General features: G+C 35.6%; 8 protein-coding genes and 1 pseudogene. 3 read left to right on the plus strand and 6 right to left on the minus strand.

What is annotated here, in order from left to right; genetic code table 11:
• Window positions 1-73: 73 nt before the first annotated feature.
• Entirely contained in the window at window positions 74-2,317 is a 2,244-nt protein-coding gene (locus NO995_RS05370; RefSeq protein WP_258226589.1) for a TonB-dependent receptor, read from the plus strand.
• Window positions 2,318-2,321: 4 nt separating this feature from the next.
• On the opposite strand, the pseudogene feoB reads toward NO995_RS05370, so the two are convergent.
• Both feoB and NO995_RS05380 read right to left on the minus strand, forming a co-directional pair.
• Window positions 2,322-4,505, minus strand: a pseudogene (feoB, locus tag NO995_RS05375) (ferrous iron transport protein B).
• 19 nt (window positions 4,506-4,524) lie between these two features.
• Entirely contained in the window at window positions 4,525-5,547 is a 1,023-nt protein-coding gene (locus NO995_RS05380; protein WP_258226590.1) for a metal-dependent transcriptional regulator, read from the minus strand.
• A 200-nt stretch (window positions 5,548-5,747) separates the two neighbouring features.
• On the opposite strand from NO995_RS05380, the gene NO995_RS05385 reads away from it, so the two are divergent.
• Window positions 5,748-6,107 carry a YraN family protein gene (locus NO995_RS05385; RefSeq protein WP_258226591.1) on the plus strand — a complete coding sequence of 120 codons (360 nt, stop codon included), beginning with the start codon at window positions 5,748-5,750 and terminating at the stop codon, window positions 6,105-6,107.
• Here the strand turns inward: NO995_RS05385 and NO995_RS05390 are convergent.
• Both NO995_RS05390 and mfd read right to left on the minus strand, forming a co-directional pair.
• Window positions 6,098-7,459 (minus strand): TlpA disulfide reductase family protein, encoded by a 1,362-nt coding sequence (locus NO995_RS05390; RefSeq protein WP_258226592.1) that lies wholly within the window; start codon window positions 7,457-7,459, stop codon window positions 6,098-6,100. The genes NO995_RS05385 and NO995_RS05390 overlap by 10 nt on opposite strands.
• Before the next feature lie 36 nt (window positions 7,460-7,495).
• Window positions 7,496-10,837 (minus strand): transcription-repair coupling factor, encoded by a 3,342-nt coding sequence (mfd, locus tag NO995_RS05395; protein WP_258226593.1) that lies wholly within the window; start codon window positions 10,835-10,837, stop codon window positions 7,496-7,498.
• A 223-nt stretch (window positions 10,838-11,060) separates the two neighbouring features.
• On the opposite strand from mfd, the gene NO995_RS05400 reads away from it, so the two are divergent.
• A complete protein-coding gene (locus NO995_RS05400; RefSeq protein WP_240572331.1) occupies window positions 11,061-11,492 on the plus strand; it encodes a TerB family tellurite resistance protein in 432 nt (143 codons plus the stop codon).
• 73 nt (window positions 11,493-11,565) lie between these two features.
• Here NO995_RS05400 and NO995_RS05405 read toward each other — a convergent pair whose 3' ends face one another.
• Window positions 11,566-12,198, minus strand: a complete 633-nt coding sequence (locus tag NO995_RS05405; RefSeq protein WP_258226594.1) for a DUF2202 domain-containing protein — start codon at window positions 12,196-12,198, stop codon at window positions 11,566-11,568.
• Window positions 12,199-12,296: 98 nt separating this feature from the next.
• Window positions 12,297-13,190, minus strand: coding sequence for a DMT family transporter (locus NO995_RS05410; RefSeq protein WP_258226595.1), 894 nt, complete (start codon window positions 13,188-13,190; stop codon window positions 12,297-12,299).
• Window positions 13,191-13,255 lie beyond the last annotated feature (65 nt).

The raw sequence follows: 13,255 nt of genomic DNA on the forward strand, positions 1-13,255 counted from the left end.
TATATTAATCATTATTTTAAAACTATTTTTAGACTAATCTAAATTTATATTTACATTTGCAAAAACAAAATTAATGAGAACCCTAATATTTTTAATAACAATAATCTCAATTTCTTCGAATGCACAGCACATTAGCGGACGTGTTTTCTCTGAAGATAATCCGCTTCCTTATGTTAATGTTTTTATCAAAGAGATTTCTAAAGGTGCTATTACTAATGAAGAAGGTTTCTTTAATATAGCTCATATTGAAACTGGCACTTATACCATTTCAGCTTCATTTACTGGCTATAAAACCCAAACTAAACGTATTAAAGTTAACGAAGAAGCTCTAAACATTAATTTTTATTTAGATGAATCTGATATGCTTGACGAAGTAGTCGTTACCGGAACTTTAAAAGCTGTTTCAAGACTTGAAAGCCCTGTTCCTGTCGAAGTTTACACCCCTACTTTCTTAAAGAAAAACCCAACGCCAAATATTTTTGAAGCTCTACAGAACGTTAATGGTGTTCGCCCTCAAATTAACTGTAACGTCTGTAACACAGGAGATATACATATTAACGGATTGGAAGGTCCTTACACGTTGGTTTTAATAGACGGTATGCCTATTGTAAGTGGATTATCTACCGTTTATGGTTTATCGGGTATTCCGAACTCATTAATTGAACAAATTGAAATCGTTAAAGGTCCCGCATCATCACTTTACGGTAGTGAAGCCGTTGGTGGTTTAATTAACATTATAACAAAGCTTCCGGAAAATGCGCCAATTGTTTTTGCAGATAGTTACATTTCTGGCTGGGGAGAAGTCAATACCGATTTAGGTTTTAAAACAAAACTAGGCCATAAAGCAGATATACTAACAGGAATTAATTACTTCAACTACAGTAACCCCACAGATAATAACAACGATAATTTCACCGATTTAACTTTACAAGACCGCATTTCAGTATTTCAAAAATGGAACTTTAACCGAAATAACAATCGCCTTTTTTCTGTTGCCGGACGCTTTTTTTATGAAGACCGATGGGGAGGCGAAATGCAATGGAATTCAAATTACAGAGGCGGGGACGAAATATATGGCGAAAGCATTTACACAAAGCGTTTTGAACTCCTCGGAAAATATCAATTACCAATTAATGAAAACGTCCTATTTCAATTCTCGTATACAGACCACAATCAAAATTCAGTATATGGTAACACACCTTACTTAGCCACGCAACGCATTGGATTTGGACAGTTTACATGGGACAAATCAATAACCAATCATGATTTACTTTTTGGAGCCGCAACACGCTATAATTTCTACAACGATAACACACCCGCAACTCCAATTCCTGACGAAATAGTTATTCCGTCATTTTTTGCTCAGGATGAAATCGCTTTCAGTGAAAACCATAATATTTTATTAGGTGCGCGCTATGATTACGATAAAAGACATGGCAACATATTCACTCCAAGAATGGCTTATAAATTCAAACCTTCAAAACATGATATTTTACGCTTAAATGCAGGTACAGGATTTAGAGTCGTTAATTTATTTACAGAAGAACACGCCGCCTTAACCGGCGCCAGAGACGTAGTTATTACTGAAGCTTTAAAACCGGAACGTTCCTATAATATAAACCTGAATTATTTAACCAAACTATACACCAAAAGTGGCATTATAGTTAGTTTAGATGCCTCGGCATGGTACACCCATTTCACGAATATTATTCTACCTGATTACGATACCAATCCAAATCAAATAATTTATGATAATTTAGATGGAAAAGCTATTAGCAAAGGGGTGAGTTTAAACATAGACACTATGTTTTCAAACGGTATAAAACTACTTACAGGAGTAACTTTTCAGGATGTATCTAAAACTGAAAACGGTATTACGGAACAACAAATGCTCACCGAAAGTTTTACTGGAACCTGGGCAGCGACCTACAAAAACTACAAATACAACCTAACTTTCGATTATACCGGAAATATTTACGGCCCGATGCGATTACCTTTACTTGGCGATTTAGACCCCAGACTTCCTGAATCTCCCGTTTGGAGTATTCAAAATATTCAATTCACCTTTGATGGCTTAAATAATTTTGAAATTTACGGAGGCATAAAAAATCTATTGAACTGGACACCTAACAAAGGCAACCCGTTTATTATAGCCAGAGCTCAGGACCCTTTTGATGAAGACGTAATCTTTGACAACAACGGAAATGCCATATCAACCCCTAATAACCCTTATGCCCTAACCTTCGACCCGTCTTATATTTACGGACCAAATCAAGGACGCAGATTGTTTTTTGGATTACGGTACTCCCTGAAATAAAAACCTAAAAAATAAGACGCCAAATTTGTGCTACCAAAAAGGTTACGATAAACCCTAAAATAACGGGCATTACCGAAGCCACAACGGTCCATTTCACACTATTGGTTTCTTTGTAAATCGTATAAATCGTGGTACTACATGGATTATGAAGTAAGCTAAACAACATCAAGTTTATAGCAGTTAGCAAGGTCCAGCCTCCAGCTTTTAACACATCAGCTGTGGCATTAATAGAATCCAGTTCAAACATCACACCTGCTCCTTCTCCACCTGCCACTCCTGTTACTAAAACCGTAAGCATCAAAATCGTTGGAATTACAATTTCGTTCGCCGGAATCGCAACGATATAGGCTAATAAAATCACACCGTTTAATCCTAAAAGAAATCCGAAACCATCCATGCCATTTATCGCCCAGGCGGCAATACTTTCACTACCTATATGGACATTAGAAATGAGCCAAATCACGGCTCCTGCCGGCGCAGCAAATACAACAGCACGCCACAATACAATTAACGTACGATCAATCAAAGACGTATAAATGGTTTTCCAAAAACGTGGTGGCCTGTATGGTGGTAATTCTAGATTAAATGTGGACACTTCACCCTTTAAAACCGTTTTTGACAATCCCCATGATACCCCAAACATAAAAGCCATACCCAAGACTGCCACACCAATTACCGCTAATAAAGACACCAAACTAGACAATGATTTCGGTACCACGGCCCCAATGAAAATTGTTGCAATTAAAATTTGGGTTGGCCAGCGTCCATTACACAATGAAAAATTATTGGTTAAAATGGCAATAAGCCGTTCTCTGGGACTATCAATAATTCGCGCAGCCACAACACCTGCAGCATTGCAACCAAAGCCCATACTCATAGTTAATGCCTGTTTTCCATGTGCTCCAGACTTATTAAATAAGGCATCTAAATTAAAGGCCACTCGGGGCAAATACCCGAAATCTTCTAACAAAGTAAACATAGGGAAAAAGATAGCCATAGGTGGTAACATCACTGCAATAACCCAAGCTACCGCTAAGTACACGCCATCAATTAAAAACCCATCTAACCACCAAGGCATACCAATACCTGCAGCTCCACTTTTTAAAGCAGGATGAATATGATCCAATAATACATTTGCTAACAAAGACGACGGATAATTGGCCCCTTGAATGGTAATCCATAAAACTGTTCCCAGAATTAAAAACATGATTGGAAACCCAAATCGTTTACTAGTTACAATTTTATCGATTTTCGCATCTAACCTAAAACGTTTATCTGAATTACTGGTTCTTACTGAATCTTTAACAATATCTGCGGCATCAGCATAAATACTTTCCGTTAAATTATCGTGAAACTCATCACCAATTTGCCAGCGTAATTCGTTAGATAGTTCGATGATATGATCTATATTATTTTCCTTCATTATGTTTAATATTTAAACAAATTCTCCCGTTCTAAGTGCCTCAATAATTTGCTTATCACCTTCTAATAATCGGAAGGCAATCCATCGGCTATTAGAGATATTCGGGAATTCCTTTTCAATTTCAACCGTTAAGGTTTTAACAGCCCTTTCAATATTTTCAGGTACACTTTTAATACGATGCGGTTTACATACAATTTTACCTCTGGCAATTTCACTTATGGTTTGAATGAGCTCTGGAATACCACGATTAAAACGCGCACTGGCCGGTACCACAGGAATTCCTAAGTCGCGTGACAAGGTGCGTACATCAATTTCTATTTCGTTACGTTCGGCTTCATCCATAAGGTTTAGACACAGCACGGCTTTATCTGTAATTTCAAGAATTTGGAGTACTAAATTCAGGTTACGTTCCAATCGGTTGGCATCAACGACAATAACCGTAACATCCGGCTTTCCGAAGAGAATAAAATCTCTTGCAGCAGTTTCATCTTCCGAGGTAGATAACAAGGAATAGGTCCCCGGTAAATCGACTAATTTATATTTTTTAGTATTATATTCGAAACCACCTTCGGCTCTTGTCACCGTTTTTCCTGGCCAGTTTCCTGTATGTTGGCGCAACCCGGTAAGCGAATTAAACACCGTACTTTTTCCTGTATTCGGATTTCCTGCCAAAGCCACAACAAAATCGAAATTATCGGTACGAACGCCCAATTTTTTCAATCCGTCTTTATTGAAATGCTCACAAGTTTCGCAGGCTGTATTTATTTTCGTTTCCATAATCTACTTACTCTTTCTTAATAAGGATTTTAGCCGCCTGATCATTACGCAAAGCAATTGACGTTCCCTTAATTAAATATGCATTAGGCTCACCCAAAGGATTTACCAAATCTATGCTCACATCGGCCCCTTTTACAAAACCCAAATCGAGTAAACGTCTGCGACTTTCTCCTCGACTTTCGCGGGAAATCCCGATGATTTTTGCTGTTTCATGTTCATTTAAACTAGATAATCGTGCCACATTATCTTCAACAGCAACTTCTTTCTCTAAAGGTGCTACCGTTAAATTTGCAGCAACAATGGGCGCCAATTTAAATTCTTCACCTTCCGATAGAAATACAATACGCGTAGCATTATTCTCAACCACTTTAATTAATGAACCCATATGAATATTTTCAGCTAAAATCTGCTTATAAATTACTTCAGGCTCGTCCTCAATATGCGTAATTCTACCCACGGCGCCAACTTGTAACAACGGCAATTCGACACCTTTTACCTGTGCCATTTTCCCTGTTTTCGTAGGTATAGGATCACCGTGCGGATCGAACTTTGGGTGACCTAAATGCATCGACAATTCTTCAACTTCATCATGCGTTAATCTATGCTCCATAGACTCCGCTCTATCGTGCCATTCGATTTTATGAAATCCTGTTTTATCGGCCAAATAACGTTCCCAAAGCCTGTGAACCCGAACAATACGTAAAGCATATTCACGGCCTTTTTCGGTAAGTTTTAGTATGTCGGATTCAAAGTAAATTAAATCGTTAATCGTCATTTTGTTAATGGCTTCAACAATTTTTTTGTTACTAAAACTCAACATATGAACTAAGGTTTTCATATCGACCTTATTATTCGAGTTTTCAAAATGATACAGTTGTTTTAAAACGTCTTCAATAATAGTCTTTTCGTTACTTGAAAACTGATTTTTTAAAATCCAATACCATCCTTTAGAAGGTCTGAATAAAAAATACAAAAGACCTCCAATAACAAAAAACACAAGTAGTGCTGATATGGGATTATACGTGTACATATAACAAGTTTATGTATAACATTTACTCTATAATCGAGATTTAAATGTTCCAAGTTTTGCTCAAAACACAAACAAATATACTTTAATTTATATGATGTTAAAAATATTTTTAGACAAGACTAAAAATTTAATTTAATTTAAATGAGGTAAATACAATTTCAATTCTCTAAATTAAGACCTATTATTCAACCAAACAAGGTATGGCACAACATAATGAATTAGGTAAAAAAGGCGAACAATTAGCAGTTGACTTTCTCTTAGAACATCGCTATACTATTGTAGAGCGGAACTACCGATTTGATAAAGCCGAAGTGGATATTATAGCTCAACTAAACGATACTTTAGCCATCGTTGAAGTCAAAACCCGTTCGAATACCGATTTTGGCAACCCACAGGATTTTGTGAAGCCCAAACAAATTAAAAACTTAGTGAAAGCTGTTGATGAATATGTTACCGAAAATCAATTAGATGTAGAAGTCCGTTTTGATATTATTGCGATCGTTAAACATGGTAAAAGCTACCATATTGAACACCTAAAAGATGCCTTTTATCATTTTTGAGAAGCTTTATTCTTAGCCTTGCTTTTTTGTTTTTCAAAATACAGTTTTAACTCATCAATATCTTCAGGTTTAGCAACAATATGCTTTTCTGAATCTAACACAAAATAAGTAGGTGTAGCTGTTACGCCATAACTATCTCCAATTTCATTATCCCAATATCCGGCACCATAAACATGAATAAAATCCGGAAGACGTTTTACAACTCGATTCCAGTACTCCGGTGAATCTTCCAAGCCAATAGCAACTACTGTTACTTCTTCCTTTTTCTTGTCTTTAACAAAAGCTTCCAACTGAGGAATTTCATCTAAACAATGAGCACATGTACTGTTCCAAAATACCAGAATATAATTTTTAGCTCCTATTAGTTCACTCAGCTTTTTTGTAGTCTTAACACCATTCTTTTCCTGTTCAAAAGAAAAATCTGGTGCTACCTTTCCAATAGAGATGTTCTTATATAAAGTTAAACCTTCAATAAGATCTTTATCTTTTAACTGCTTCGCTATATTAATCAAGTAAGTATCTGAAATATAATTGGCAGTCTTCTCATAATTCAAATCACGCATTTGCTCCCAAAGATCGACCAATAAAGTACGCTTAATTTCTATGGGGGCCTCTTTCATCGCATTGTAAAACACATTGATGTTTTTCTTGTAGTTTGCTTCTCGGTTAATCGAATCGGTAACTACTCCAAAAATATAATTCACCATGCGTTCATTCAAGAAATTAGAACTTTGAAGTGTTTTATTCGTAAAGTTCACATGATCGAAATAGTGTATTTTTACATTTTTACTATAGGTATCAACATCTTCATAATGCTTCGGAATATAAGGCTTGTTTGCTTTAATAAACGCTAAAGCAATGGTATTCTTAGCCAAATCTTCAAACCCCTTTTGAGCTTCGCGCTGTGTTTTAAAAATAGAAACTAAAGCCGTGGTATCCTTACTCTTTTCACTATAAAAGTTATTAATGCTATGCGTAATCATGGACATACTGTTACTATACGATGCCATTAACTTATTTTCTGCAGAAGAAAGAATCTTCAAACCTGTTTCAGAATTAAATGTTAAGTTGATATCTTCCTTCTTATTATAAATAATATCGAAGTTATAATCTTCTTCCGGAATAGCGTACACAATACGATACATGCCTTTGGAAACCGTAGAATCTAAAGGAATTTCAAATCTCCCGTCCTTCTTAACTTCGGCATGGGTAATATACTCTGAAATGGTTGGTGTTACCTTATACAACACCGCCACACGATAATCTTCAGGCGGTGAAAACACACCTTTGATGCTGTGCTGCGCCATTAACACATTTGAGATTAAGCCAATTAGTATTAAAAACCTTTTCAAAATTCAGGGTATTTGTAAATTATTTATAATCAATTTTTAAGCCATTATAGGCTGTATCGCTTTTAAAGCTTGGTCTACGGTTTTAACATTATCAAAAGTAAGTAATAATCTTAAACCGCTACGCGTTTGTTTCTCTTTCATTTTACATGCCGAAGGATGCGTTTGCACAAACTGTAGTACCTTGGTAAAGTTTTTACTATGGTAGAAGCTACTTTGCTGGTCGTTAAGAAAATAACCAATAAACTTACCTTGTTTCATAATCACTTTTTCAAAACCGACTTTAGTAGCAATCCATTTGATACGCACACTGTTCAACAAGTCTTTAACCTGCTTTGGTAATTCGCCAAATCTATCGATTAGTTCGCTTTCAAACTTTTGCAATTCAGCTTCAGTTTTAAACCCGTTTAACTGCGTATATAAACTCAATCGTTCGGTAATATTATTAACATAATCATCTGGAAACAAAAGCTCAAAATCGGAATCGATAGTCACGTCTTTTACGTATTCTTTCTCATCTTCATTCTCGTCGTATAAGTCTTTGAATTCGTTTTGTTTTAACTCTTCAATAGCTTCGTTTAAGATTTTCTGATACGTATCGAACCCAATTTCATTAATAAATCCACTTTGTTCTCCTCCTAACAAATCACCGGCTCCACGAATTTCCAAATCTTTCATAGCAATATTGAAACCACTTCCTAACTCGGTAAACTGCTCTAACGCTGTAATACGTTTTCTGGCATCATCGGTCATTGCTGAATATTCAGGAGTAATAAAATAACAAAAGGCCTTTTTGTTACTACGACCAACACGACCACGCATTTGGTGCAAGTCGCTCAATCCGAAATTATTCGCATTATTGATAAAAATGGTATTGGCATTAGGTACGTCTAGTCCACTTTCAATAATGGTAGTACTCACCAACACATCGAAAGCACCATCCATAAATGATAGCATCAATTCTTCCAGTTTTTTACCATCCATTTGCCCATGCCCTACACCTACTTTAGCATCTGGCACCAGACGCTGAATCATACCGGCCACTTCCTTAATATTTTCAATTCTGTTATGAATAAAAAATATTTGACCGCCACGTTCAATCTCATAACTCACGGCATCACGAATGGTTTCTTCATTAAAACGAATGACATGACTTTCTATTGGATAACGATTTGGTGGTGGTGTGGTAATTACCGATAAATCGCGAGCTGCCATTAAGCTAAACTGAAGTGTTCTCGGTATTGGTGTTGCCGTTAAGGTTAACACATCAACATTATCCTTTATAGTTTTTAGCTTCTCTTTTACGGCTACTCCAAACTTCTGCTCTTCGTCTACAATTAGCAAGCCTAAATCTTTAAACTTTACCGTTTTATTGGCCAATTGATGTGTTCCTATAATAATATCAACAGCACCGCTCTCTACACCAGTAAGCGTTTCCTTTTTCTCCTTTGCTGTTCTAAAACGATTCACGTAATCTACCGTTACGGGGAAATCTTTCAATCGCTTTCTAAAGGTTCTGTAATGTTGATATGCTAAAATCGTTGTCGGCACTAATACAGCCACTTGTTTACCGTTATCAACCGCTTTAAAAGCTGCTCGAATAGCAACTTCGGTTTTACCGAAACCAACATCGCCACAAACTAATCGATCCATAGGACGTTCGCTTTCCATATCGGCTTTAATATCGGCTGTAGCTGAGCTTTGATCCGGAGTATCTTCGTAAATAAAAGACGCTTCCAACTCATGCTGCATGTAACTATCAGGCTTGTATTGAAATCCTTTTTCAGTTTTACGCTTCGCGTAAAGTTTTATTAAATTAAATGCCACATGTTTTACACGCGACTTTGTTTTTTCTTTTAAGGTTTTCCAGGCGGCACTCCCTAATTTATAAATTTTAGGTGGCTTACCATCTTTTCCATTAAACTTGGTAATTTTATGTAACGAATGAATACTTAAATACAAGACATCGCGCTCACCATATACTAGTTTTATAGCTTCCTGTTTCTTTCCTTCAACATCTATTTTTTGAAGTCCACCAAAACGCCCGATACCATGATCGATATGTGTTACGTAATCTCCAATATCCAGATTGGTCAACTCTTTCAGTGTAATTGCTTGCTTTTTAGCGTAGCCATTTTTAACACTGAATTTATGATAACGTTCAAAAATTTGATGATCGGTATAACACACCATTTTACTATCGGCATCTATAAACCCTTGATGCAAAGACAAAATAATGGTTGAATACTGCTTAACATCCAAATGCGAATCGTCGAAAATATCATGAAAACGTTTCGCCTGCTGCTCACTCACACAAGCGATATAATTGGTATACCCTTTTTCATGATTGGCGTTTAAATCTTCAATTAACAAATTGAACTGTTTATTGAAAGATGGTTGCGGCGTGGTATGATATTCGATAACTTCGGAAGCATTAAACACCGAATTTCTTCCAAATTCAACTAATGAAAAATCCAGTAATTGCTTTTTCAGTAAATCTGCATGACAAAACAATTCGTTTGGTTTAGCATGCTTTATATCTGAAGATAAGGTTTTAAAAGCCTCTTCTGCCTTTTCATAAAAATCGTCGATACGAGAAAAACATAAATCGGCATTCTTTAAACATACTACTGTTTTCTGTGCAATGTACTTTAAGAAACTCTGCCTGCTTTCTTCCAATAACTTATTGGCAACATTCGGAATAATATTGATCTTCTTAATTTGATCGACCGACAATTGCGATTCGACATCAAACGTACGGATGCTATCGACCTCATCACCAAAAAACTCAATACGGTAAGGTTCGTCGTGTGAAAACGAAAAGACATCGACTATACCTCCTCGAACAGAAAATTCACCTGGTTCGGTAACGAAATCAACGCGTTTAAACTGATACTCGAATAATACCTCGTTTACAAAATCTATAGACAACTTATCGTTTACCGCTATCTTCAATGTGTTACGCTCTAACTCCTTTCTGGTAACTACCTGCTCAAAAAGCGCATCGGGATAGGTAACAATAATAGCCGGCTTTTTACGAGAATTAATGCGGTTAAGCACCTCGGCACGCAATAACACATTGGCGTTATCGGTTTCTTCAATTTGATAAGGCCTGCGGTAACTTCCCGGATAAAAAAGCACATCGTCTTTTCCGCAAAGCTGTTCTAAATCGTTTAAATGAAAGGCTGCTTCTTCCTTATCATTAAACACCATTAAAAACGGCTTATCACTGTTTTTAAACGCATTCGATATTACAAAAGACAACGCAGATCCGACAAGGCCTTTTAAATGTATTCTACTTTGAGTATTGGCAATAGCAATTTGCAGTTTTTGCGTTTGCAAAAGCTGTTCGTAGGTTTGGGCGATATCTGTTTTACTCACCTAAGTATTGGGTTTTAAAGCAACAAAGATACAGTTTACAATCTTTTTTTTTAAAGCTTTGAGATAATTTTAATTCTTATTATCTTGTTGAAAATAAGACATGAACACTCTAACCTTATTAAGGTTACTTATTGATGAAAAAATCAGATTTTCAAACTGTTTTTTATAATAAAATTGCCAAAAAATATGTACGTTTGCAGCACTTTAAAAACAATTAAAACATATGTCGTTTTCAGATTTATTTGATAGTGGGTTTAAAAAGCGTAATGAAGACCATTTTGCTGCTATTGTTCGCGTAGCAATGGCTGATGGTTTTATTTCTCTTGATGAAAGAGCCTTTTTAGACAGATTAGCAAGAAACTTAGATATTAGTGAGGCTGATTATAACTTAATTTTAGAAGATTATAAATCGCATCCTATTAATCCACCACACGATTACGAAAGACGTTTAGAGCGTTTATTCGATTTAGCTCGTATGGTTTATGTAGATCATATTAAAGGAGACCTTGAAGAGCTTTTACTTAGAAAAATAGCTGTTGGTCTTGGTTTTCACCCTGAAAACGTAAAATACATTGTAGACAAAGCTTTAACATTAGTAAGCAATGGTGTAGACTTAGATACGTTTACAGATGAAATGAGAAATATGAATAAATAATTATTATTCGTCTAAATACATAAAAGCGAACCAAATAGGTTCGCTTTTTTTATACTTTAAAATTACTTTATCATTATTGACCACACTTTTCATTAGCCGAACTAATTATGGCATTATAGTCCTCAACACTTAAAAACTGAGGTACATATGTACTTCCAAACACATCAATGGCTTGCTCAAAACTTCTTAAATGATTTCTAGAGCCACATTGTAACATTTCAAACACTGAAATTACCTGAGCATTCTCAGTTGTATCTATATACTCCTGCAAATCAACAATATCTAAATCCTCTATAGTCGCCCCAACATTAAGTGCTTTAAGCTGACTTACAGAACCATCAACTACAAATTGATTATAATAAGCTTGTAACTCCGTATTTTTAAATTGTCCCATTGGTAATATGGAATAATCAATGTCATATTCAATCAACAAACTTTCAATGGCATCCATATGTGTTTGCTCGCTATTTTTAATATTCGCAAACTGATTAATCGCCCACTTATCATTTAAATATGTGTAAGTATCTCTTGCTAGTTTTTCTTCTTCTAGCATAAACAATAATGCATCTCGATCTGCACTTGTTATAGCCTTGTCGTTACTATTAATTTCATTATTATCTGAATTAGAATCACATGCATACAATAACGAAATAACCGTAGAAAACAGCAAAACTAAAATCACTGAAGTTTTACGATATGTTTTCATTTTAATCATTCTTTAATTATAGTCTAATTTCAAGAATAATTAAGACAATATCAGCAACTTGTGTTACACAAAACAAATATCAGCCGATGATAAAAACATTATAAAGCAGACTTTTGCCTCTTGATTTGAAGATTTACAAAAATAGGTTTGTCGTAAAAAGTTATTCGAATGCCAAATAACAAAATTAAACCGCCAACCACCATTTGAAATGATATAGCTTCACCTATAAACAACCATGCTAAAAACGAAGCTAAAATACCTTGTCCCAGTAAACTAACAGATACACGTGTTGCTCGCATATGCTGAGTAGCATAACTAATGAGAATCCAAGCCAGTAATTGACATAAAACCGCCTGAACAACCAATACCAGCCAGCCAGTGTTAGAAAACCCGTAAAAAGGTTCCTCTAAAGCATAGCTTACGCCTGCCAGATAAACCGAAGAAGCCATTAAACTTAAAGCCATAAAGGTTAGCACGTTCATGGTCTTCAAAACTTCTTTACTTATTAACATATAAAAGGCATAAAAAACTCCTGACAGTACGCCAAAGCTAAAAGCTAAATCGAAATCTAAATTTTGAAAAACCGAAAAACCAACCAACATCACCATTCCAAAAACCGCGATTACCGTACCAATCCAGAAATTTACTTTAGGTTTATCTTTTAGAAAACATAGCGCTAAAACACCCACCCAAACCGGAGATAAATTGGTTAACAACGACGCTTGCGTTGCCGTAGATTCCTGAATGGCGATGTTCCAAACAGCGACATCGCTTCCAAAAATAACACCACACAATATGGCTAATAAAGCCGTTTTTAAATTCGGAATTTCAAACTGACGTGTAATTAATACATATGGTAATAACAACACCAAAGAAAATGCCATGCGATAGAAGGCCGAAATTACCCCTGGAGTTAAATTCAACTTCACTAAAATCGGAAATATGGAAATGCATAATATTCCAATAGCCAAAGCCAATCTCGCCTTTTTCATTCAACTAAAAATTAACCATTTAACAAGCCGCTAAAAATAGTTATTATCACGGATGTGAAAAACTG

Origin of the sequence: Aestuariibaculum sp. M13 (assembly GCF_024723255.1) — a bacterium.
In the GTDB taxonomy this organism is placed as follows: Bacteria; Bacteroidota; Bacteroidia; order Flavobacteriales; family Flavobacteriaceae; genus Aestuariibaculum; species Aestuariibaculum lutulentum.

Excerpts from the sequence above, each read along its gene's own strand:
- NO995_RS05370 (WP_258226589.1), top strand. The coding sequence starts at position 74 with ATGAGAACCCTAATATTTTTAATAACAATAATCTCAATTTCTTCGAAT.
- NO995_RS05380 (WP_258226590.1), bottom strand. The coding sequence starts at position 5,547 with ATGTACACGTATAATCCCATATCAGCACTACTTGTGTTTTTTGTTATT.
- NO995_RS05385 (WP_258226591.1), top strand. The coding sequence starts at position 5,748 with ATGGCACAACATAATGAATTAGGTAAAAAAGGCGAACAATTAGCAGTT.
- NO995_RS05400 (WP_240572331.1), top strand. The coding sequence starts at position 11,061 with ATGTCGTTTTCAGATTTATTTGATAGTGGGTTTAAAAAGCGTAATGAA.
- NO995_RS05405 (WP_258226594.1), bottom strand. The coding sequence starts at position 12,198 with ATGAAAACATATCGTAAAACTTCAGTGATTTTAGTTTTGCTGTTTTCT.
- NO995_RS05410 (WP_258226595.1), bottom strand. The coding sequence starts at position 13,190 with ATGAAAAAGGCGAGATTGGCTTTGGCTATTGGAATATTATGCATTTCC.